The 19,547-nt window shown below is 69.1% G+C and carries 19 protein-coding genes and 1 tRNA gene; 4 read left to right on the top strand and 16 right to left on the bottom strand.

Annotation, left to right across the window (positions count from 1 at the left end; translation table 11 throughout):
• Positions 1-247 precede the first annotated feature (247 nt).
• Positions 248-2,716, top strand: a complete 2,469-nt coding sequence (locus tag GFD30_RS11320; protein ID WP_194201931.1) for a tetratricopeptide repeat protein — start codon at positions 248-250, stop codon at positions 2,714-2,716.
• A 307-nt stretch (positions 2,717-3,023) separates the two neighbouring features.
• On the opposite strand, the gene GFD30_RS11315 is transcribed toward GFD30_RS11320, so the two are convergent.
• The 8 genes from GFD30_RS11315 to GFD30_RS11280 all read right to left on the bottom strand — a co-directional run bounded on the left by GFD30_RS11315 (position 3,024) and on the right by GFD30_RS11280 (position 9,775).
• Entirely contained in the window at positions 3,024-3,377 is a 354-nt protein-coding gene (locus GFD30_RS11315; RefSeq protein WP_153025311.1) for a hypothetical protein, read from the bottom strand.
• Positions 3,374-3,736 (bottom strand): helix-turn-helix transcriptional regulator, encoded by a 363-nt coding sequence (locus GFD30_RS11310; RefSeq protein ID WP_153025310.1) that lies wholly within the window; start codon positions 3,734-3,736, stop codon positions 3,374-3,376. Before GFD30_RS11310 ends, GFD30_RS11315 begins: the two co-directional genes overlap by 4 nt.
• Positions 3,737-4,404: 668 nt before the next feature.
• Complete coding sequence (locus tag GFD30_RS11305) at positions 4,405-5,136, bottom strand: ABC transporter permease (RefSeq protein WP_153025309.1); 732 nt, start codon at positions 5,134-5,136, stop codon at positions 4,405-4,407.
• 1 nt (position 5,137) lies between these two features.
• A complete protein-coding gene (locus tag GFD30_RS11300; protein ID WP_153025308.1) occupies positions 5,138-5,851 on the bottom strand; it encodes a fluoroquinolone export ABC transporter permease subunit in 714 nt (237 codons plus the stop codon).
• Positions 5,848-6,717, bottom strand: coding sequence for an ABC transporter ATP-binding protein (locus GFD30_RS11295; RefSeq protein ID WP_153025307.1), 870 nt, complete (start codon positions 6,715-6,717; stop codon positions 5,848-5,850). The genes GFD30_RS11300 and GFD30_RS11295 overlap by 4 nt, the downstream gene beginning before the upstream one ends.
• A gap of 5 nt (positions 6,718-6,722) precedes the next feature.
• Positions 6,723-7,190, bottom strand: a complete 468-nt coding sequence (locus tag GFD30_RS11290) for a GbsR/MarR family transcriptional regulator (RefSeq protein ID WP_125245899.1) — start codon at positions 7,188-7,190, stop codon at positions 6,723-6,725.
• Positions 7,191-7,889: 699 nt separating this feature from the next.
• On the bottom strand, positions 7,890-9,326 hold the full coding sequence (locus GFD30_RS11285; protein WP_153025306.1) for a hypothetical protein: 1,437 nt from the start codon (positions 9,324-9,326) through the stop codon (positions 7,890-7,892).
• 364 nt (positions 9,327-9,690) lie between these two features.
• Positions 9,691-9,775: transfer RNA gene (locus GFD30_RS11280), tRNA-Leu, on the bottom strand.
• 157 nt (positions 9,776-9,932) lie between these two features.
• Between GFD30_RS11280 and GFD30_RS11275 the strand changes: the two genes are divergently transcribed.
• Both GFD30_RS11275 and GFD30_RS11270 read left to right on the top strand, forming a co-directional pair.
• Complete coding sequence (locus GFD30_RS11275) at positions 9,933-10,946, top strand: phosphotransferase enzyme family protein (protein WP_194201930.1); 1,014 nt, start codon at positions 9,933-9,935, stop codon at positions 10,944-10,946.
• A 45-nt stretch (positions 10,947-10,991) separates the two neighbouring features.
• Positions 10,992-12,089, top strand: a complete 1,098-nt coding sequence (locus tag GFD30_RS11270; RefSeq protein ID WP_194201929.1) for a C45 family autoproteolytic acyltransferase/hydolase — start codon at positions 10,992-10,994, stop codon at positions 12,087-12,089.
• Here the strand turns inward: GFD30_RS11270 and GFD30_RS11265 are convergent.
• Positions 12,038-12,460 carry a DUF6463 family protein gene (locus GFD30_RS11265; RefSeq protein WP_153025303.1) on the bottom strand — a complete coding sequence of 141 codons (423 nt, stop codon included), beginning with the start codon at positions 12,458-12,460 and terminating at the stop codon, positions 12,038-12,040. The genes GFD30_RS11270 and GFD30_RS11265 overlap by 52 nt on opposite strands.
• Positions 12,461-12,523: 63 nt before the next feature.
• Here GFD30_RS11265 and GFD30_RS11260 point away from each other — a divergent pair, with 63 nt between their 5' ends.
• Positions 12,524-13,114 carry a TetR/AcrR family transcriptional regulator gene (locus tag GFD30_RS11260; RefSeq protein ID WP_153025302.1) on the top strand — a complete coding sequence of 197 codons (591 nt, stop codon included), beginning with the start codon at positions 12,524-12,526 and terminating at the stop codon, positions 13,112-13,114.
• 190 nt (positions 13,115-13,304) lie between these two features.
• Here GFD30_RS11260 and GFD30_RS11255 read toward each other — a convergent pair whose 3' ends face one another.
• From GFD30_RS11255 to GFD30_RS11225, 7 genes are all read right to left on the bottom strand, one after another.
• Positions 13,305-14,102 (bottom strand): TrmH family RNA methyltransferase, encoded by a 798-nt coding sequence (locus GFD30_RS11255; protein ID WP_407649021.1) that lies wholly within the window; start codon positions 14,100-14,102, stop codon positions 13,305-13,307.
• Between the two features lie 131 nt (positions 14,103-14,233).
• On the bottom strand, positions 14,234-15,271 hold the full coding sequence (locus tag GFD30_RS11250; protein ID WP_153025301.1) for an SPFH domain-containing protein: 1,038 nt from the start codon (positions 15,269-15,271) through the stop codon (positions 14,234-14,236).
• 39 nt (positions 15,272-15,310) lie between these two features.
• Positions 15,311-15,775 carry an NfeD family protein gene (locus GFD30_RS11245; protein ID WP_153025300.1) on the bottom strand — a complete coding sequence of 155 codons (465 nt, stop codon included), beginning with the start codon at positions 15,773-15,775 and terminating at the stop codon, positions 15,311-15,313.
• A gap of 94 nt (positions 15,776-15,869) precedes the next feature.
• Positions 15,870-16,925, bottom strand: a complete 1,056-nt coding sequence (locus tag GFD30_RS11240) for a ferrochelatase (protein ID WP_153025299.1) — start codon at positions 16,923-16,925, stop codon at positions 15,870-15,872.
• Positions 16,926-16,935: 10 nt separating this feature from the next.
• A complete protein-coding gene (fabI, locus tag GFD30_RS11235; RefSeq protein WP_153025298.1) occupies positions 16,936-17,733 on the bottom strand; it encodes an enoyl-ACP reductase FabI in 798 nt (265 codons plus the stop codon).
• 43 nt (positions 17,734-17,776) lie between these two features.
• Positions 17,777-18,481, bottom strand: a complete 705-nt coding sequence (locus tag GFD30_RS11230; protein WP_153025297.1) for a beta-ketoacyl-ACP reductase — start codon at positions 18,479-18,481, stop codon at positions 17,777-17,779.
• Between the two features lie 101 nt (positions 18,482-18,582).
• Positions 18,583-19,533, bottom strand: coding sequence for a VWA domain-containing protein (locus tag GFD30_RS11225; protein WP_153025296.1), 951 nt, complete (start codon positions 19,531-19,533; stop codon positions 18,583-18,585).
• Between the last annotated feature and the right edge of the window lie 14 nt (positions 19,534-19,547).

Below are 19,547 nucleotides of genomic sequence, written 5' to 3'. Positions count from 1 at the left end.
AGCGACCGCAGGAGCGAAGTTCGAAGGCGAATGGTCATCTGTCTTCCTTTCCCCAGGGCGTCACGCTTCTGCGCGCACCTGGCCATCTGATCCTGGCGGGCGGAGGAGGCCGAGAGTGGTTCCCGAACGAAATCGAACGGCGGCACCGGCACCCGGTCCGGGGAGCAGGGAAACAGGACGGTGTCGGCACCGCGGGTTACCATCCACTCGTTCGGCGGCCGACCGGCCGATGGACCTGGGAGGCGCTGTGGGACAGCGAGAAACAGATGCGCGGGCGATCCAGACCCTCGATGACCTGGCAGGATTCCTGCGAGATCTGCGGTCGGCGGCGGGCAACATGTCGTTCCGCACCATCCTGGCCGGCATCAAGTCGATCCATCGAGCACAGTCCATTCCCGATAGGGCGCCATCGCTGGCGACCATCCACGGCTACTTCCGGAACGGTCGAAGGCGCATGAACCCCGGCACCGTGCTCGACATCGCCCGCGTCCTCGGACTCGACGCCGCCGGGCTACGCACGCTCGAACAGGCATGCCATCGCGTGATCGACCGCGTCAACCGCTCCCTCATCGTCGCCACTCGCAATGCGGTGCCGAGTCCCGCTGCCACGTTCACCGGGCGCCGTGGCGAACGCGAGCAGATCGTCGCCATCGCAGAGGCGGCCCGGGCCGAGAACAAGGCGGCCGTCATCGTCATCGAGGGCATGGCCGGGATCGGCAAGACCGAACTCGCCCATCAGGCCGCCCTCGATCTCGTCGACGCCGGCCTGACCGGCGACACGCGTCTCTTCGTCGATCTTCGCGGTTACGACCGGTTGGAACCCCCGGCCGCCGCCGACGCCGTCGTGCGCGGGTTCCTCGGCCACCTCGGCGTGCCCGGTCGCAGGATCGACGCGCTGAGCCCCGCAGCCCGAGTGGCGCTCCTGCACCGGGAACTCGCACCTCGCAGCGCGCTCATCGTGCTCGACAACGCCGCCGACGAGGCGCAGCTTCGGCCCCTGCTGCCACGCGGCCCCCGCAGCGTGGCCTTGGTGACCAGCCGCCGCCGACTCACTAGCTTGGAGTCGGCCGCTCGCGTGCCACTCGACGTCTTGGCCGCACGCGAGGCACTTGCCATACTCCGGCGCCACGACCCGACAGGTCGTCTCGACGCCGCGCCCCAAGACGCCATGGCCTTGATCGAGCTGTGCCGCCATCTGCCGTTGGAGCTGGCGGCCGTCGGGCGCCAGCTGGAGAGCAAACCGGACTGGGAGATCGGCGACCATGTGGAACGCCTGCGCCGCATTTCCCCGCACGAGCACAGCGGGCCAGTGCTCGCACTCTCCTACAATGGCCTGCCCGAACCGGCCCGGCGCCTGTTCCGACTGCTGGCGATACATCCAGGGCGCCGGTTCCGTCCCGACGAGGTCGAAGCCCTGGCGGGCGAATCGGTGAAGCGGTCAGCGGCCGAGCTCGTGCGGCTCTACGACGAGAGCCTGCTCCTGCGGCGTGCCGAGGACTGTTACGAGTTCCACGATTCGGTGCGGGCCTTCGCCACTGAACTCGCGCACCGCGAGGATCCCGCGAGCCGCCAGCACGCGGCCGTCGCGAACCTGCTGCGACACTACCGACATCGGCTCGAGTCTGCCGGAGGCGAAGACACCGACTGGCTCAGCACCGATCGTGCGAGCCTCCTCGCGTGCCTGCACGTCGCCGACCACGACGAGGAAGTCGCCGCCCTGGCGGCGGCGCTCAATCGCGGCCTGCGGCTGCTCGGCCACTACGATGAGGCCCGCATCTGTAACCAGCAGATGCTGCGCATCGCGTACCGGGCGGGCAATCTCGCCTGGGAGGCCGATGCACGTGCAGGACTCGCCGAACTCGACCGACTGACCGGCAAATTCCGTTCCGCCGCTGCGGGCTTCGACAAAGCGCTTCGGTTGCGCCGGCGGACCGGCGACCGCGCGGGGCAGGCCGACGCGTTGCGAGGCCTCGCTCAGACGGCGTCCAACGACGACTACCCCGCCGCGCGGGAACGGTACGAGGCGGCACTGGAGATCCATCGCCAGCTCGGGAACCCAGTCGGTGAAGCGGAGGCGCTGTGGGGCTTGGCGGAGATCGCGCTGTCCGTCGGCGACCACGCAACCGCCGCGGCGCACGCCACCGCGGTCGCCGACATCTGCCACCGCATCGGCAACCGTATCGGCGAGGCGTACGGACTTCGCGCGCTCGCCGATGTCGCCGCCGAACAGGGCGACGTGGCCACCGCGACGCGGCAGTACCGTCGGTCGCTGGCCCTCTGCCGGCAGATCGGCAATCGTCGAGGCGCCGCCTACGCCTGGTGTGGACTCGCGGGTGTCACCCTGCGCCTCGGCGACGTCCACCGCGCCGAGCGCCTCTACCGGCGCACCCTCGAGAGCTGCAGTCGCATCGGCGACATCGCAGGGCAGGCCAACGCCCGTCGCGGCCTCGCAGAAGCGGCCCTCGCCCGCAACGCGTTCGCTACCGCGGCAACCGAATTCACGCGGGCCCTGGCGACCTATCGAGAGACGAGCGATCGCGTCGGTCAAGCGCACACACTTGCGGGATTGGGCCACGCCGCTTGGGGAACCCGGCGGTGGACGCATGCCCGCCGCTACTGGCAGCAGGCGCTTCATATAGCCGACCGCGGAGGACTGCCATTGGCGAGCGCGCTCCGCGAACTGCTCGAGGGCCCTCGTCGCGCAAGCATCTCGTAGAACTGGCTCAAGTTCGCTGGGACTGCTGGTGCGATGTGCGTTCCATGTCCACTTACTCGAAACGATCCTCAACGAAACACGAAGGCTCTCCCTTACGACCTGCTACGGGTAGCGCTGGGGCTATCCAGAATCCGCAACGCCGTTCGGGGACAAGGTGGTGTCGTATAAGCGACTGGCAGCGACGCCTGCATCCGTCACTATACTCGGGAACCTCACCCATCTGGTGGCCTAGCAAGGTCTCATGCCCGGTACAGAATTAGACGCTGTGCTTCAACACGACATTGACGAAGTCGAAGGCTGGCGGTTATCACTCGTCACCTATGGACGGGGTACCGACTGGCATGAGCATCTCCCACTTGAACTTTCCGTCCCGCCCCTCCAGGTCCCCCGGTTGCAGCCAGGAGCGGCGGATCTCTCGGGTCATGGCCGGGAGGTAGAGGATGCGGCCGAGGGCGAAGCACAGCTGCGACAGCCCGCCGGGCAGCTCGGCCATTTCCCCTTCCCATTCGGCGACATAGCGTTCGCTGGCCGCAGCTTCGCCGAGTCGGGCCGCTGCCGCGCGAACGATTCGGTGAGCCAGGAGCGGCGCCCATTCGACGAGTAGGAGCAGTCCGATCGGGATGATGACGGCCGAGAGTACGAAAGCGAGAATGGCGATCATATCGTCCCCCGGGCAGGTGCGGGCCGATCGATGCGCTGCGCCAGTCCCGGTCGCAGCCGGTGTGCCTTGTCGATGGACGCGCGCCTGCGGTCGGCGAGCAGTTCCCTGGCCGCTGCGGCATGGTCGGGGTCGAGCTCGTAGAAGCGGCGGCGCGGTCCGCGCCGATCGCGAGACTCGGGCTCCCAGTCGCTGGTCACCCACCCGCAGCGCTCGAGGCGCATGAGAATCGGGACGACACTGCCGCTGGGGCGGTCGATCAGCTTCGCAATCCGCAACCCGTACAGCTCCCCGAGGCCGGACAGCAGTATCTCGAGGACGTCGAGTGTCGCGGCCGTGACGCGGAATGGCGGCCTCTCCATCCTTCAAGTCTAGCTAACTAGCGATAGGAGTGGGGTGCGGGCCGGCGCCGAGCCCCGCTGAGGCGGGTGTGCTTGCACCGGCCTGAGCCCCGACGACTCTGCCCCAGCCGGCGTCGGCCTCAACCAACGACTCGACCAGTTCCGCACCGTGTGGCCGTCGACGGTGAAGCGGGCGGCCTCGCGGGCCTGGTGGAGATGGGCGAGGCGAGCAGGCCGGCGGTCTCGGGGTCGTCGGGGACCAGTTCGTGCAGGCCACTGCCAGGCACGTGGCGGCGTTGAAGTTGGTGCCACGGAGAAACACCACGCGTGCCGGGCCCGTGCCGAGGAACGTGGCGTGCGCCAGTGTGCAGTTCTCGGAGATCGGGCTGCAACGGCGCGTGCCGGCCAGGATGACAGGCGCGCCCGGCAGCAGTGCGAGACCGCCCGGGTTCGGACTTGTACAAGCTCCGCATCGTGCAGGGTCACCGATCGGTCAAGGGAACAAGTTCTCGCCCGACCAGACTTCCCGGCGCACTCAGGCATACCGTTCCCCAGAACCAACCGGCCATCCGCGCTTCAAGATTTAGACCCCGGAAGTTCACGACTGCCGATCGGCGACCGCGAGCCGCACCGCGGAATTGCTGCGGGCCGCCGCCGTGCACGGGGGCGCGTCGGCGGCCCGGGGGCGTTCAGTGCTTCTGCGAGGCAAGCCGGCGCAGCAGCCACCACGCGAGGCTTCCGGCGTAGAGTGCCCCGGCGGCGAGGTACGGCCATGGATTGCCGCCGTCCCAGATCTCCCAAAAGGCCTTTGCGGGCCAGTACGTGGGGATGGCGCCGAAGGCGATCAGGGCCGGGTGGTCGTAGAAGAACGGTACTAGCGGCAGTCCGAACAGGAGCAGGCCGATGGCGCGGATCAGCGCGAGCGCCTCGACCTTGTTGTGCGCCAGCGCGGCCAGCCCGAACCCGACGGCTGCGGCGTTGAGCCCGCACAGGAGGGTGACCGGGACCGACGCCGCCACGACCTCGGCCTCGATCTGGCCGGTCAGCGCCATGGAGGCTGTCAGCGACAGCGCGGTGGCCGCGATGGTGGTGCCGGCGCGGTACAGCGGGTAGCTCGACGGCGGGGCGGGGGTGATGCGCAGGGCCGCGAGCGTGCGCTGGTCCTTGTCCTCGATGAGCAGGAGCCCGCACACCGCGCCGAGGACCGCGACCGGTCCGATGACGACAAAGGCGCTGAGGACGAGCGCGTGATAGGGCACCAGGTCGAACCCGTGGTCGCGGTCGAGGTATCGGGTCAGCGCGGGTAGGAACCACATCGCGGCCGCGTACATGAACGGCCCGGCGGCGACGCCCAGCAGCAGGCTGTCGCGCCGGATGCTGCGCGCATCGTTGCGGCCGTAGGCCGCTGCGACTCCGGCCATGTCAGCGGCCTCCTTCCCCGGCGACGATGTGGCGCAGGAACATCCGGCGGGAGGCCGTCCACAGCACCGCAAGTGCCGCCAGGGGGTAAGCGAGTGAGTACGTCCACTGCCAGGGTTCGAGTTCGACTCGCCCCATCGAGGAGCCCAGGAGCAGAAGGACCCCTTGCGTCGGGATCAGGTAGGTCACCGGGTGCTCCCACAGGCCGGAGTAGTTCAGCAGGGGGACGTTGAGGATCGCGAGCACCCCGGTCGAGGGGATGATCCATTCGCTGATGGATCCGAACGGTGTGGCCGAGATGAAGCTCGCGGTCAGGAACAGCAGCGCGCACAGCACCACGCCTGCCAGGAACGACAGCGGCTCGAACGCGAAGTGGACCGAGGTGAGTGCGATGATCAGCGACAGCACCAGGCTGAGCCCGGCGAGGACGGCCAGCTTCGAGGCGTAGTAGTGCCCGAACCGCACCGGTGAGGTCAGCAGTGCGAACAGCGTCCGTTCGCCGCGCTCGAAGAACACCGCGCCGGCGATGAAGAAGAACCCGACCAGGGCGAGGTCGCCGAAGACGATGTAGACCGCGGCGGTCGCGCGCAGGTGGCCGGGGATGAGGTACACGACCGCCTCCCACAGCAGTGCCGAGAACAGCGCCGCGTACAGCAGGCCGTAGCGGCGCAGCAGGCGCAGATCCAGACGCAGCGCCTGTGCGAAGACGCCGGTCATGACAGCTTCCTTCCCGTGACGTCGATGAAGACGTCTTCGAGGTCCGCCTCCTGGCTGTGGACCGACTCGACGGCGGCCTCGCGCAGGAGCGAGCGGAACGCCTCGTCTTCGGCCAGGCCGTCGAGCGGGAAGTCTTTGGCGGCGAGGTCGTCGGAGCCGAGGGCCCGGTAGGTGACGGTCACCGTGCGCCGGCTGCGGGAGAGCTTGTGCTCGGCGGGGGAGGCGAGGGCGGCGATGCGGCCGTCGACCATGAACGCGACCCGGTCGCACAACTGGTCGGCGGTGGTCATGTCGTGAGTCGTCAGGAAGACGGTGCGGCCTTCGGCGCGCAGCTCGTTCACCATGTCCTTGACGATGCGGGCGTTCGCGGGGTCCATGCCGGAGGTCGGCTCGTCCAGGAACAGCAGACCGGGGCGGTGCAGCAGCGCACGGACGAACACCAGGCGCATCTGCATGCCCTTGGAGTACTTGCCGACCCGCACGTGGGCGGCGTCGGCGAGACCGACCCGTTCGAGGAGCGCCATGGGGTCCTCGGTGGGCCCGTTGTAGAGCGACGCGAAGAACTCGAGGTTCTCGAGGCCGGTGAGTTTGAGGTAGTGGTTCGGGAGCTCGAAGGAGACGCCGATGCGCTGGTAGTACTCGGATTTCCACGCCGCGGGCTCCTTGCCCCACACGGCGACCGAACCGCCGTGGCCGGTCAGTAGCCCGGTGAGGATCTTCTGTGTGGTGGACTTGCCGGCACCGGAGGGACCGAGGAATCCGAAGACCTCCCCGGCCTCGACGCTGAAGCCGATGCCGCGGACGGCCGGTTCGGCGGCCTTGGGGTAGGTGAAGGTGAGGTCGTCGATGTCGATGACCGGGCTCATCTCCGTCACTTCTTTCGCTGTTCGTACCAGAGGGTTTCGATGTGCTCGTACTGCTCGGCCAGGAAGGTGTACATCTCTTTGGCCTCTTCGAGGCGGCGGCGGGACTCGGGCGGTGCATCGGCGAGGACGTCGAGGCCGCGCTCGGCCTGCTTGATCCACTCGCGGGCCTGCTTGGCCTTCTCGGCGGCCTCGTCGAGCCAGAAGCCGGGCCGCAGCCGCCAGTGGGTGCGGCGGGAGCCGGGGACGGTGACCCGCTCGACGGCGTTGTTGCGCTGCAGCATCCGCATGGCCATGCTCACCGAGCCGCGGCTGACCCCCAGCTCCTCGGCGAGCTGCTCGGGCGACTGATGCGGCGGCTCGCACACCAGCAGCCAACCCAGGATGCGGCCGGGTATGCGCGGCAGGCCGAAGCCTTCGAAATAGGCGCCGATCTCATCGGCGTAGTCGTGCCGGGCGGTGCGCTCCCCGCTCATGCGGACTCCTCTCACTCGGACCATCACAGCCTACCAGGGATGTCAGAATTTTCAATAAATATTGAAATCACGGTACGGCGCGCTTCCCGGTCGTGAGCCTCGATGGACCAGGTCGGCTATCCGGAGCTGCGCCGCCTACCGGCCGCGCCGTGGCGACTGTCCCGGGTGAATAACGCAGCGACCATAACCGTCCACGCTCCACAATGCGGCGACTTTGGAAGGTCGAGTCATTGTCCTGTTTCGGTGCAGGTGCGGCGCCGAGTGGGACGCGCTCGATAGGACCCCGAAACTCATCTTCGGCTACGGCTTCGCCATGGCCTGCGCGGCGACGGCGAACCGCCCGGTCCGGTCACGTCGCGCACCGCTATATCGAAGGTGCCATCGCCGAGCTCAGAGACTCCAATGGGACCTGCGATGGTCGAACCGGTACACCGCGATACCCCGCCCTGAACCGATGACGAGTCTCCCGTCTTCACAGAAGTCCAATGCTCTCACGGCTCCGAAACATGAATCGTCCACAGTCTGGTCGTGGTATCGAGGTCCCACAGGTCAACTCCGTCAGCAGCGTCGCGCGCGATGACGAGTCGACCCTCCGGCAAGGTGCAGGCCCCCGCCGGGAAATCGTAGAAGGTGTCAAGCCAGTCAAGCCAGTCAAACCAGATAGATCGGTGCGCCTACAGGCTCGTCGCCGACGTGCCGCTATGGGGTCGCTCGCGGCGCGACGTTCTCGAAGTAGTCGAACCAGGCGACCGGTCGCAGGTCCCCGATGCCCATGACTTGATTCATCGGGTGGCCGGGGTCAGCGAACGCCTCCGTTTCCGGGTCGAAGAGGAAGGTGATGTCCGTGTCCTGGAAGAGGAGTTCCTCGAGCAATTCGAAGTCGTAGTCGTCGGGACTGGCAGGGAGTTCCTGGTGTTCGGGGTACACCTCGTCGAGCAGTTCCTCATACACCGCCTTGGCCTCCTCGATCGCCAAGGCCAGCATCATCTCCTCGGCGTGGTTGCGCGGCTCGGGCCACTCCCCCGCATCCAGGTCCGCCAAGAGGTGGTGCGCCCCCTCACGGAACCGCTGGCGCCATGCCCGACCCATCACCCACGTGATTCGCGGCAGCTGGTCGATCACGAACCACTGGCCCCGGTTGGCCTCGGTGACCGGCGTATCACCGTGTTCCTCGAGATCCACTGCCACACGATCGCCCACCAGCTCCAGTCCGATCTGGAGCAAATGCGCCATACGCGGGGGCAACTCGACCGGGCACTCGTCGCACACCTCATCCGAGTCCGAACATGTATGGTCGGTCACCGGGAACAACTCGGCCAGACGCCGCATGTCGTTGCGACCCTGTTCCAGCTGCCAGTCCTCGTCCTTCTCGTCTAGTCCGGCCCCGGAAGTCAGCGGTTCCAGGCCGCGCTCGGCATACGAGTGCCAGCCGCCGATGAACTCCTCGATCACCGGCGCCTCGCTCCAGCCGACGAGCTCGTCGCCCTCCGCCGGGTCGAGGCGCTCCAAGCTGCCCAAGCTCGCGTACTGGGCGGTGCCGGGAGGCTCTGGATCCTCCTCCAGCAGCCACGAGATGGCACCGAGCAGGTCATGTCGGTCGTTGCCAGCGCGTTCGCCGTCGGGCGCGGGCTCGAACCCGCGGGCGCGCGCGGCCGCCAGTGCCCGGGGCGTGTCGTGGACGTGAACCTCGGTAATTTGGATGCTGCGCACCACCGGGCCCTCGAGCTCGGCGAGCCGGGCGCGGCGCTTCGGATCGCGGTCGAGCCCGGCCGTGGCCGCCGCCATCTCATCGAAGACGCGCTGCGCCTGCGGCGGAACGTCGGCATCCTCCGATGCCGGCCAGGACAGGTCGTACACCCACTCCAGTGCACGGCGCAGCGATGCCGCCGGTGCATCGGGCAGCAGCGTGAAGACCCGCTGCGCCAATGCCTCACAGTATGTACTTCGCCCCTCACGCACCGCCGCGTTCAGCAGGTGCTGCGCCAGGGCTGCCGATTGCCGGTCTTTGACGGTCAGGACCGCTTCGAGCCGGGACGGCACCCCGAACTGGTCGACCAGGGCGTAGATCCGGTACTTGGACTGCTGGAGTTCCCAGACGAACTGGCGGGGGAACGCCAGCGACGATTCTTCGTTCATGATGGTCGCTTCCGTGGTGCACGAAGCCGAACTCCATGCAAGCCGATGAGGACTCCGCTGGTGGATGAGGTACTGCCGCATCCCCGTACGGGTAAAGAGATCGCGCTGGTGTCCCGGGCATGAACCCGCCGACCCGTCTCGCACTTCACACTCTAGACCTGGCCACCGGTCACCGCAGCACACGACCCCACTACGCAGTGCCCGCCGCAGACGTTCAATGACCGAAATTGACCCTTCAGGCCCCCATGGCCATGCAATGGCCCCCTTATTGGCCCCCTCAGGCCCTGAAACCGAGCCCGGAGTTCAGCCGTGATATCTGCCGCCGGGACAGCAAAAAGGCCCTGTTACCAGGGCCTTTGTTCTGTGCGCGAGGGGGGACTTGAACCCCCACGTCCGTTAAAGGACACTAGCACCTCAAGCTAGCGCGTCTGCCATTCCGCCACCCGCGCGTGCACAGAGAGAGTGTATATGGAGTTTGTTTCTGCTGCCAGTTGGGCCTTTCGGCTTGCCCCGGCACGAGACGAAACTTTACACGACGGAGCCGGGGGCGGCGCAAGGGGGGTTCGCGGTCGGGGGGAGGGGCGGGCGGCGGCTACGCTTGAGGGCATGACCGTGACCGCGCCAAGACTTCCCGACGCGGCGCTGGCGCATTGGGATCTTGGGCAGATCTACCAGATGCAGCGGGTGCAGACCGGGTTGATGAACCGGTCATGGCGGGTGGACACGTCGAGCGGGTCGTACCTGCTGAAGTTGTTCCGTGACGTGACCGGCCCCGAGCTTCAGTTCCAGTTCCACGTGCTCCAGACGCTGGGCGCGTCGGGCGTGCCGGTCGTCCTGCCGGTGTTCAGCCGCGACGGCCGCAGCACCATCTTCCTGGAGGGCGAGGAGTTCGGCGTCTTCCCGTGGGTCGGCGGCCGGCACCGGTCCGGTCTGTCCATGTCCCGTGACGCCTGCCGGGATCTGGGGTCGGTGATCGGGAGGCTGCACCGGACGCTGCACGCCTCGATTCCGGCCGACCGGGCGCCGAAGCTGGAGAATCCCCCGACGACGGAGGCGGCGTTGCAGAAGGTCGACCGCCTGCTGGAGCTGGTCGCGGCCGGGCGGGGCGACAAGACCGGGTTCGAGGCGACCGCCGAGCAGACGCTGCGGTTGAAGCGCGGGCTGCTGGTGCGGCTCGGGGACCGGCGGCCGCCGGACCTGGCGCCGCAGTACACCGGGTACACCCACGGCGACCTGCACCCGCACAACGTGCTGCACGGACCGGACGACCGGATCTCCGCGATCCTCGACTGGGACCGGTTGACGGTCTCCTCGTACGCGAGGGAGATGGCCCGCGCCGCGGTGTTCTACTTCACGTACGGCGACGAGCGGGGCCTGGACTGCGACCGGATCCGCGCGTTCGCCGGCGGGTACCGGAGCGTCTTCGACGTCGGGGAGCCCGAGATCGGGCTGGCCACGCACCAGCTCTGGTGGGACCGGCTGACCGACAACTGGGTCATCGAATGGCACTACGTGCGGCACAATTCGGCCTGCGATCACCTGCTGCCGGGGCAGACCGGCCTGGTCAAGTGGTGGACGATCCACTACTCGCAGGTCGAGCAGTCGCTCATGGGCCGGTGAAAATCACGGTGGCGTGGCGATATCGCTTCTGTCACAATGGCTCGCATGACTGAACTGCCCCTCATCCACCTCCAGGGAAGCCCCTACCGGCAGGGGGTGCAGCACGGCGAGCAGCTGCGGAAGCAGATCGCGACGAACGTGGCCGTGTACCGGTCGCGGATGCTGACCTCCGGGTTGAAGGAGGAGGAGCTCGCGGAGCGGTCGCAGCGGTACCTCGGGGTGTTCACCCGGGAGGACGCGATGTACCGGGCGATCATGGACGGCATCGCCGACGGATCAGGGCAGAACCTGCTGGACATCGCGCTGCTCAACGCGAGGTACGAGCTGCTCTACACCGCGTGGAGCGAGTTCGGGCGGCCGACGCTCGACTCGGTCCGGTCCGAGTGCACCTCGTTCGGCGGCGCCGACGGCGTGTGGGCGGCCGGCGGGACCCACATCGGGCAGAACTGGGACTGGTTCACCGGAGTCGAGGGCGCGCTGCTCCAGTGGAAGCACGGCGAGACGACCGTGGTCGGGTTCACTGAAGCCGGTGTCGCCGGGACCAAGATCGGGATCAACTCGGCCGGGATCGGCCTGTGCGTCAACGGCCTCGGTGCGAGCGCCGACGACTGGAAGATCGACTCGGTGCCGTTCCATCTGCGGACGTGGCGGATCCTGCATTCGACCACCATGGCCGAAGCGGTCGGGCACGCGGTCGCGCCGCGGCCGGCGTGCTCGGCGAACTTCTTCGTCGGGAGCGCGAGCTCGGGGGTCGCGACCGTCGAGACCTCACCGCTCGGTTCGCGGGTCATCTACCAGGACGGGACCACTCCCCTGGTGCACGCCAACCACTTCCGGGATCCGGACGCGCTCGGGGTCTACCAGAGCTGGCTCGAGACCGGCCGGGTATCGACCTACCACCGCTGCGAGCGCATGGAGCACCTGCTCTCCGAGGAGTCGCCGGTGTCGACCGAGCGGCTGCACGCGGCCATGCGGGACCACGACGGCGGCCCGCTGGGGCTGTGCCGCCACCCGGTCGAGAGCGACCCGGAGGAGCTGCGGACGCACACCGCGCTCGCCGCGCACCTGGAGCTCGACGCGCTCCGGTTCTCCTACACGTGGGGCCCGCCCTGCGAGTCGGAGTTCACGACCGTCGCGCTGTAGGGGCCGGCCTTCCGGACGCCGGCCCAGAGGAGGACCGCGCCGGCGGTGACGACGATCCAGGGTGCGGGCTCGAAGACGAGTCCGGCGAGAACCGACCATGCGCCGACCGCCCAGGCGATGAACGCCGGCGGGGTGATGCTTCGGCGTTCGAGCCAGAGCACGGTGAGGCCGAGGGCCACCATCGGTAGGCCGAAGCTGCCGAACGTCATCCAGTAGCCGCCCATGCTCGGCGGCATCTCGGCGATCGTGAAGTCGGGTGTCCAGAGGGCCCCGCCCGCCCACGCGCCAGCATGGGAGGCGGTGAGGGCGAACCCGAGAACGAGGTGGCAGGCGCCCAGCACGGTGAAGATCCAACCGGCCCACTTGATCATGTCGACCATCCTTAAATTACGGAACTGGTAGTTCCAATACTGTCGGTTCTCTATCGTAGGGGCATGCAGGAACCGAAGCCGAACGTGGGTCGCCCTCGCGACGGCCAGATCGACGGCGCCATCGTGCGCGCCACCCGCGAGCTGCTCGTCGAGCGCGGGTACGCGAAGCTCACCGTCGACGCGGTCGCGGCCAGGGCCGGGATCGGCAAGGCCGCCATCTACCGGCGCTTCGCCACCAAGCAGGAGATGATCTTCGCGGCCACCGTGCACGACATGCAGGAGGAGCCGCCCCCGGACTCGGGCTCCCTGCGCGGCGACCTCGCGGCCGTGTGCCGGACCATCGCCGCGCAGCTCACCTCCGCGCCGCCGGACGTGCTCCACGGGCTGCTCGCGGACATCCACGCCGATACCGGGCTCGGCGCCCGCTTCCACGGCACCTTCATCGAACGCGAGCAGTACGTCCTGGGCACCGTGCTCGACCGGGCCGTCGCCCGCGGCGAGATCGCGTCCCGGCCCGACATCGCCATGGTGCACGCGCAGCTCATCGGGCCGGTCTTCTTCTGGCTCCTGATCCTCGGCGGCGACCGCGAGCGGGTCGCGACGCTGACGGCGACCGTCGCCGAGTCCGTCGCGAGCACGCTGGTGAAGGACTAGCGAAGGACTGCGCGGACTCCTCCCCCCGCCGACCCCTCGCGGTCGGTTCATACCGCGGTCAGCGCACCGCCGAGCGCCGCTCCTCCCCGCCGGCACGCGGCCGTCTGCCGGGGACGTGGAGCACGCCGTCGAGCGCCGAGCCGGCCGCGCCGGCACCGGTGCGGTCGTCGACGCCGCCGATGGGGCTGCGCTAGCGCGGGTTCGGCTGCGACAGTTCCCAGCAGGCGACCGCGGTCGCCGCGGCGACGTTCAGGGAGTCGACGCCCGCGTGCATCGGGATGACGACCGTCCGGTCGCAGGCGTCGAGCGCGGCCGCGGTCAGACCCGGGCCCTCGGCGCCGAACATCAGCGCGGGGCGCTCGCGTTCGGCGGCGCTGACCCGGCCGATGTCGATCGCGCCGCGCGAGGGGCTGAGCCCGTGGAGCGTGAACCCGGCCTCGCGGACCTGCGACAGGCCCGACGGCCACGGCTCGAGGTACGCGTACGGCACCGCGAACACCTCCCCCATCGAGACCCGCACGCTGCGCCGGTACAGCGGGTCGGCGCAGTCGGGCGCGAGGAGCACGCCGTCGAAGCCCAGGCCCGCGGCGACGCGGAAGATCGCCCCGATGTTGGTGTGGTTGTTGATCCGCTCGAGCACCACCAGACGCCGCACCGAGGCGAGGAGCTCGGCCGGCTCCGGCAGGGGCTTGCGGTGGAACGACGCCAGCGCGCCGCGGTGGACGTGGAAGCCGGTCACGGATTCGAGGACGTCGGGCCCGGCGGCGTAGCAGGGCGCGTCCTCGGCGAGGTGGGCGAGCTGGTCGATCCGCTTGGCGTCGATGAGCATGGAGCGCATGCGGTATCCGGCGCGCAGCGCCCGGCCGATGACCTGGTGGCCTTCGGCGATGAACAGGCCGTGGGGCTGCTCGAAGCGGGTGCGCAGGGCCAGGTCGGTGAGGGCCCGGTAGTCGGCGAGGCGCTCGTCCTCGGGGTCGTGGATCTCGATGGCGCGGTGCTCGGGGGCACGGTCGTCACCGGCGGGGTCGTCGAAGGCGCGGTCGGGCACGCGATGATTCTCCCCTACGGCGTGCGAAACGGCCGGGACCGTCCAGTGGAGGTCCCGGCCGTCACGTGGTGCTATGCGGTGGCCGGCGGGAGCTGGCCGGGCGCCTTGCCCTCGCCGAAGTCCTGGACCTCGCGGGCGGCCTGCTGGGCCGCCTCGAGGGCCTTCTTGGCCTCGTCGTCGAGTTCGAGGGCGCTGGTGTCGACCTCGACCTCCTCCTCGGCGGCGCCGGAGGACGACGTGTCGCCGCCCCCGAAGGCGTTGCCGATGCCGCCGAGGGCCCGGGTGAGCTCGGCGGGGACCATCCAGACCTTGTTGGCGCTGCCCTGGGCGATCGTGGGGAGCATCTGGAGGTACTGGTAGGTCAGGAGCCGCTCGGTGGGCTTGGCGTTGTGGATGGCCGCGAAGACCGTCTGGATGGCCTTGGCCTCGCCGTCGGCGCGGAGGACGGCGGCGTCGCGCTCGCCCTTGGCGCGCAGGACCTGGGCCTGCTGCTCGCCCTCGGCGTTGAGGATGGCGGAGCGCTTGGTGCCCTCGGCGTTCAGGATGGCGGCGCGGCGGTCGCGTTCGGCGCGCATCTGCTTCTCCATGGCGTCGCGGATGCTCAGCGGCGGTTCGATGGAGCGCAGCTCGACGCGGGTGACCTTGAGGCCCCACTTGTCGGTGGCCTTGTCGAGTTCGGCGGCGAGGCGGGCGTTGATCTCCTCGCGGCTGGTGAGCGTCTTCTCCAGGTCCATGGAGCCGACGACGTTGCGGAGCGTGGTCGTAGTGAGCTGCTCGACGCCGGCGAGGTAGTCGTCGATGTTGTACACGGCCGCGGTGGGCTGCGTGATGATGTAGTAGAGCACGGTGTCGATCTGGACGCCGAGGTTGTCGGCGGTGATCACCGGCTGGGGCGGGAAGTTGACGACGCGCTCACGGAGGTCCACTTTGGCGCGGACGGAGTCCACGAAGGGCACCAGGAGGCGCGGCCCGGGTTCGAGCGTGCGGCGGTAGCGGCCGAGGCGCTCGATGATGTAGTTCCACTGCTGGGGCACGATCTTGATCGAGCGGAAGAGCACGATGATCAAGAAGACGGCGACGATCAGCAGGAGTATGCCTACGGGTTCCATGGTCTTTCTCAGCCTCCAGAGGTCTGGCGGATCGGCGGGCTATGGGCAGAGACTACTTAACGACTGCTTCCATACGATCACCGTCGCTCCCTTGATCTCGACGACGGTGACGGTGTCGCCGGGTTCGAGGAGCTGGTCGGGTTCGAGGGGGTAGGCGGTCCAGTTGTCGCCGGCGATCTCGACGAGTCCGCCTGAGCGGTCGACCGTCTCGACGACGCGGGCGTCGGCGCCTTCGATCGCGCGCGTGCCGAACGGGCGGTGGGAGCGGTCGGCGCCGGAGTCGGATTCGAGGGCCTGCTTGAGGAAGGGGCGGAGGCCGAGGATCGAGGCCACGGAGCCGACGCCGAAGAGCACGGCCTGGAGCCACAGGGGCGCGCCGACGGCGGCGCCGACGCCCGCGAGCACGGCTCCGACGGCGACCATGGCGAGGACCAGGGTGCCGGTGAAGAGTTCGACCGCGCCGAGGATGACGGCGACGATGATCCAGATGAATACGTCGTCCACCTGTTAAGCATGTCATGCGGTCGGGACCAGCGGGGATTACGGTCGGGCCCGCGCCCGGGGCCGCAGCGGCGGCTCGGGGCGCGGGCCCGTCCGGTCAGCGGCTGCGGTGCTTCTCGGGCGCCGGGGGCCGGCGGGCGGGGCAGCAGCCTTCGATGGTCGGGTCCCAGACCGGGAGCTTGCCGAGCCGGCGGAGCGGGGCGCCCTGGACGCGTTCGGCGACGAGCTCGCGGAACATGCCGACGAGGTCGGCGTCGACGGTGGGCGTCCCGGCGCGCAGGTAGCGCAGGCCGAGTTCGGCGGCGGTGTCCTTGGCCTCGTTGTCGAGGTCCCAGAGGACTTCGATGTGGTCCGAGAGGAACCCGACGGGGCTGACCACGACGGTGTCGACGCCTTCGGCGGCGAGCGTCTTGAGGTGGTCGTTGATGTCGGGTTCGAGCCAGGGCATCGACGGCGGGCCCGAGCGGGACTGCCAGACCACGTCGAAGGGCCCGTTCCAGCCGGCGCGTTCGGCGACGAGCGCGGCGGCCTCGGCGACCTGGTCGGAGTAGCGGGCGCCTTCGGGGCCGGAGCACTCCTCCATGATGTCGGGGATGGAGTGGGCGGTGAAGACGACGCGGGTGTTCGACCGGTCCTCGATCTGGTCGAGGCTGGCCTCGAGCTGGCGGGCGAAGCCGCCGACGAAGCCGGGGTGGTCGAAGAAGTGGCGGATCTTGTCGATGACGGGCGCGGTCTCGCCGACGGCGGCGCGGGCGGCGTTGATGTCCTCGACGTACTGGCGGCACGAGGAGTAGGAGCCGTACGCGCTGGTGCACAGGGCGAGGGCGCGTTTGACGCCGTCGCCGGTCATCTGGGTGACGGCGTCGACCAGCATCGGCGGCCAGTTGCGGTTGCCCCAGTAGATGGGCAGGTCGATGCCGCTCCTGCGGAACTCCTGGCGGAGCGCCTCGATGACTTCGCGGCACCACTGGTTGATCGGCGACACGCCGCCGAAGTGGTAGTAGTGCTCGGCGACTTCGGCGAGGCGCTCGTCGGGGATGCCGCGCCCGCGGGTGACGTTGCGCAGGAAGGGCAGGACGTCGCCGGGGCCTTCGGGCCCGCCGAAGGAGACGAGCAGGACGGCGTCGTATCCGTTCGTGGTTTCGGTAGTCATGGCGGCTCCGCTACTGCCCAGTGCTCACGTCTTCAGTGCGCTCGACGCCGACGGCGTGGAAGCCGCCGTCGACGTGGATGATCTCGCCGCTGGTCGCCGGGAACAGGTCGGAGAGCAGGGCGGCGCAGGCCTTGGCGACGGGCTCGGAGTCGGTGAGGGACCAGCCGAGGGGGGCGCGCTTGGTCCAGGCCTGTTCGAACGCCTCGAAGCCGGGGATGGATTTGGCGGCCATGGTGCGCTGCGGGCCGGCGGAGATCAGGTTGACGCGGATGCCCTTGGGGCCCAGGTCGCGGGCGAGGTAGCGGTTGACGGCCTCGAGGCCGGCCTTGGCGACGCCCATCCAGTCGTAGACGGGCCACGCCTGCTGGGCGTCGAAGTCGAGGCCGACGATGGAGCCCCCGTTCTCCATCAGCGGCAGTGCGGCGACGGCCAGCGACTTGTAGGAGAAGGTCGAGACCTCGACGGCCTTGGCGACGTCCTCCCACGTGGTGTTCAGGAAGTTCCCGCCGAGGGCGCCGGGCGGGGCGAAGGCGATGGCGTGGAGGACGCCGTCGATGCCGTCGACGTGTTCGCGGACCTTGTCGGCGAGCCCGGCGAGCTGCTCGGGGTCGGTGGCGTCGAGTTCGACGACCGGGGCGGGCTTGGGGAGCTTCTTCGCGATGCGCTCGACCAGGGAGAGGCGCCCGAAACCGGTGAGGACCACGTCGGCGCCCTGCTCCTGCGCGTACTTGGCCACGCCGAATCCGAGGGACTGCTCGGTGATGACACCGGTGACGAGCAGTCGTTTGCCGTCCAAGATTCCAGACATGTGCGTTCCTCCGTCGTTATTCGTGCTTGAAAACTGTCGGGGCCTAGTGGCCCATGCCCAGGCCGCCGTCGACGGGGATCACCGCGCCGTTGACGTAGGCGGCGGCGTCGCCGGCGAGCCAGGTGACGGCGCCGGCGATCTCTTCGGTGGAGCCGAAGCGCTTGGCGGGGATCGAGTCGAGGTACGCCTGGCGCTGCGCTTCGGGGAGCGCGTCGGTCATGTCGGTCTGCACGAAGCCGGGGGCGACGACGTTCGCGGTGATGTTGCGCGAGCCGAGTTCCCGGGTGATGGATCGGGCGAGGCCGACCAGGCCGGCCTTCGAGGCGGCGTAGTTGGTCTGGCCGGCGTTGCCGTAGAGGCCCACGACCGAGGAGATGAAGATCATGCGGCCGAACTTGGCGCGGAGCATCTTCGAGGAGGCGCGCTTGGCGACGCGCCAGGCGCCTTTGAGGTTGGTGTCGACGACGCGCTCGAACTGGTCCTCGCTCATGCGCAGGAGCAGGGTGTCGTCGGTGATGCCGGCGTTGGCGACGAGGATCTCGACGGGGCCGAACTTGTCCTCGACCTCGGTGAACGCGGCGTCGACCGAGGCGGTGTCGGTGATGTCGCACTGGACGCCGTAGAGGCCGTCGGGGGCGCCGGAGCCGCGGTGGGTGACGGCGACGCTGTCGCCCTGGGCCGCGAACGCCTTGGCGATCGCCAGGCCGATTCCGCGGTTGCCTCCGGTGACGAGGACCGTGCGCGCCATTGTCCGAACTCCCTCATGTTCTTTGTATGAAGCCACCGACGATCGTAGCGACGGGCGACTACTGAGGCGAAGGGGCCTTCACGCACCGTGTGGTACCGGACTCAGGTCAGGCGGGAGGTCCAGGCCAGGCTGAGCCCGGCGGCGGCGAACAGGAGGATCATCGCGGTGCCGATGAACCACTGCGAGACGTCCTCGGCGATGGTGCGGTAGCCCAGGGAGGAGCCCATGTCCTCGTAGACCGAGCGGAGCTGCTCGGCGGTGACGGCCTCGTAGTAGTCGCCGCCGGTCTCCTCGGCGAGGAACGAGAGGGCGTCGCGGTCGACGGGGACGGAGACGAGCTCCTCGTCGAGTTCGATGACGCCCTCGTCGGTGCCGAACGCGACGGTGGAGACCGGGATCTCCGCGGCGGCGGCGGCTTCGGCGGCCTCTTCGACGGTGCGCCCGGCGGTGCGGTAGCCGTCGGACATGAGGAGGATCCGGGCGGGGGCGAGCTGCCCGGACTCGTCGGGCATGACCTGCTGGACGGCCTGGAGGGACGCGAAGACGGCGTCGCCGGTGGCGGTGGCCTCGGCGAGGGTGAGGCCGTTGATGGCGGTGGCGACCTCGGCGCGGTTCTTGGTGGGGGGCACGACGACCGAGGCGTATCCGGCGAAGGAGACGAGGCCGACGTTGTACTCCTCGGGCAGTTCGGAGACGAAGTCGGCGGCGGCGGCCTTGGCGGCGTCGATCCGGTTCGGCGGCACGTCTTCGGCCATCATGGACAGCGAGACGTCCATGGCGAGGATGATCGTGGCCCGCTCCTGGGGCTCCTCGACGTCGACCGCGGGGCGGGTCATGCCGCCGACGAGGACCGCGAGCGCCATGACCAGGAGGCCGGCGGGGAGGTGGCGGCGCCAGCCGGGGACCCTCGGGACGAGCTTGGCGAGCAGCGAGGCGTTGGCGAACCTGACGGCGATCCGCTTGCGGGCGAACTGGGCCCAGACGTAGACCCCGGCGAGGATCGCGACGGGGACGAGCGCCAGCAGCCACGCGGGTTCGAGCAGGCGGATCAACGGTTCTCCTTCGG

The sequence above is a fragment of the Glycomyces albidus genome, from assembly GCF_009451885.1.
GTDB lineage: Bacteria > Actinomycetota > Actinomycetes > Mycobacteriales > Micromonosporaceae > Glycomyces > Glycomyces albidus.
Note: the sequence above shows the minus strand (reverse complement) of the source record. Positions and strands in the feature narration are given on the sequence as shown.

Excerpts from the sequence above, each read along its gene's own strand:
- GFD30_RS11310 (WP_153025310.1), bottom strand. The coding sequence starts at position 3,736 with ATGGAGAGGCCGCCATTCCGCGTCACGGCCGCGACACTCGACGTCCTC.
- GFD30_RS11240 (WP_153025299.1), bottom strand. The coding sequence starts at position 16,925 with ATGACTACCGAAACCACGAACGGATACGACGCCGTCCTGCTCGTCTCC.
- GFD30_RS11270 (WP_194201929.1), top strand. The coding sequence starts at position 10,992 with ATGACTGAACTGCCCCTCATCCACCTCCAGGGAAGCCCCTACCGGCAG.
- GFD30_RS11250 (WP_153025301.1), bottom strand. The coding sequence starts at position 15,271 with ATGGAACCCGTAGGCATACTCCTGCTGATCGTCGCCGTCTTCTTGATC.
- GFD30_RS11295 (WP_153025307.1), bottom strand. The coding sequence starts at position 6,717 with ATGAGCCCGGTCATCGACATCGACGACCTCACCTTCACCTACCCCAAG.
- GFD30_RS11290 (WP_125245899.1), bottom strand. The coding sequence starts at position 7,190 with ATGAGCGGGGAGCGCACCGCCCGGCACGACTACGCCGATGAGATCGGC.
- GFD30_RS11300 (WP_153025308.1), bottom strand. The coding sequence starts at position 5,851 with ATGACCGGCGTCTTCGCACAGGCGCTGCGTCTGGATCTGCGCCTGCTG.
- GFD30_RS11275 (WP_194201930.1), top strand. The coding sequence starts at position 9,933 with ATGACCGTGACCGCGCCAAGACTTCCCGACGCGGCGCTGGCGCATTGG.
- GFD30_RS11230 (WP_153025297.1), bottom strand. The coding sequence starts at position 18,481 with ATGGCGCGCACGGTCCTCGTCACCGGAGGCAACCGCGGAATCGGCCTG.
- GFD30_RS11305 (WP_153025309.1), bottom strand. The coding sequence starts at position 5,136 with ATGGCCGGAGTCGCAGCGGCCTACGGCCGCAACGATGCGCGCAGCATC.
- GFD30_RS11265 (WP_153025303.1), bottom strand. The coding sequence starts at position 12,460 with ATGATCAAGTGGGCCGGTTGGATCTTCACCGTGCTGGGCGCCTGCCAC.
- GFD30_RS11285 (WP_153025306.1), bottom strand. The coding sequence starts at position 9,326 with ATGAACGAAGAATCGTCGCTGGCGTTCCCCCGCCAGTTCGTCTGGGAA.
- GFD30_RS11260 (WP_153025302.1), top strand. The coding sequence starts at position 12,524 with ATGCAGGAACCGAAGCCGAACGTGGGTCGCCCTCGCGACGGCCAGATC.
- fabI (WP_153025298.1), bottom strand. The coding sequence starts at position 17,733 with ATGTCTGGAATCTTGGACGGCAAACGACTGCTCGTCACCGGTGTCATC.
- GFD30_RS11315 (WP_153025311.1), bottom strand. The coding sequence starts at position 3,377 with ATGATCGCCATTCTCGCTTTCGTACTCTCGGCCGTCATCATCCCGATC.